1 protein-coding gene is annotated in these 1,415 nt (G+C 40.3%); it reads right to left on the reverse strand.

What is annotated here, in order from left to right:
* Window positions 1-1,262 (reverse strand): ISL3 family transposase (locus FC24_RS03975; RefSeq protein ID WP_057873586.1); only part of this gene is annotated, 1,262 nt, incomplete at its 3' end.
* Window positions 1,263-1,415 lie beyond the last annotated feature (153 nt).

The raw sequence follows: 1,415 nt of genomic DNA on the forward strand, positions 1-1,415 counted from the left end.
TTTTTTGTCTGAACACGGAAAATATACAGCACTCTAATTCTAAATTTAAAGAAACTGCGGAAGCCAAAACTTGCTCTTTTAATCGCTTTGATTTTATTATTCGAGCCCTCCAAAGGACCATTTGAATACGGCATCATAAAGGTATTATGAATTTCATCATGATGCGTTTGTAGTATTTTAAGCGCGCCAAGCATTTCTGCAGAACAACCTGCGGTGTTCGCGGTGTGCCAAAAGACGGCATTATAATTGGGCCAGTCTTTGTGTTTTAGTGCGGTTTGAACGCTATTTAAGACCGTGTAAGTCTGTTCAAGGATCGGATCAAGCTTTAATAACCTGGTGACAATATCTTTGGCAGTAACCCAATAAGGAAAATAAGTCCACTTACGAAAATGTTCGTAGTCTAATTGTTCACGGGGCACTAATAACAATTTCCAGTAGCGTTTAAGGGCTTTAAATTCACGAGAACCTGGGGTAAACTTTTTCATTATCCGCACTCTGGTCTGATTAAAGGCCCGATTAAGGGCATTAGTGAGGTGAAACTTATCTATGACGACAATCGCGTTGGGAAAGATTGTTTTCGTCAGTTTCGGATAAGTATAATTCATGTCAGTGACAATGATTTTGACCTTTTCTCTAGCAGTTTGAGCATAACGTTTAAAGTGTTTTTCAAGTCGGTGAATCGTCCGAAACGGCAGCACATCAATTAATTGGTGCGTTTTTGCATCCATGAATTCAAAGCTCATGGCAGCGGTAGCTGTCTTAGTGCTTTTAATTTCGTCCATTAAGATAACTTCTGGCAACCAGTGAAAGTTCGGTTTAAAATCACGTTCAGCGCATAATAGTTGCCGGCCAACAAAAGTGTCGGACGTCGCCAGTTCATTCGCAATATGTTTTAAAGCTACTGGCTCCGCCAGTTTTTCTAGGCCAGCCTGACGGGTTGGATTAGAAATTGAACAATGTTTAGGCACCAGATTTGTCTGGGCTAAAAAATGAGACTGACAGGCTTTACAGCAGAAATAACGGCGCTTTAATTTTAAAATAACCGCATTGCCTAAGGTTTTAGCAAAGCGGACCGTTGTCATTCGCCAGCCATACTTAATAATTTGGGCCTGATTGATAATGCCACATTTGGGACAAGCCAGCGGCTTGTAGTCTAAAACCCCCTCAAAACGAATGACCCCATCATTTTTGCGCGCACCAGTTTTAATTTCTATGTGGGGATCAACTATCCCTAACAAGAGTTTTGTAGTATTATTAGCCATAAGGGCATTCACTTCTTTCTGGAAATCTTCGTGGTGGTTGATTTTTTGCGAACGGACAGTGAATGTCCGCTTTTTTTATCCCTAACTAAGCATACAAAAAATCTGCCATCAATAATAGATAAATCTATTACCAACAACAGATATTGTAGAGCC

This window comes from Loigolactobacillus rennini DSM 20253, from assembly GCF_001436505.1.
In the GTDB taxonomy this organism is placed as follows: domain Bacteria; phylum Bacillota; class Bacilli; order Lactobacillales; family Lactobacillaceae; genus Loigolactobacillus; species Loigolactobacillus rennini.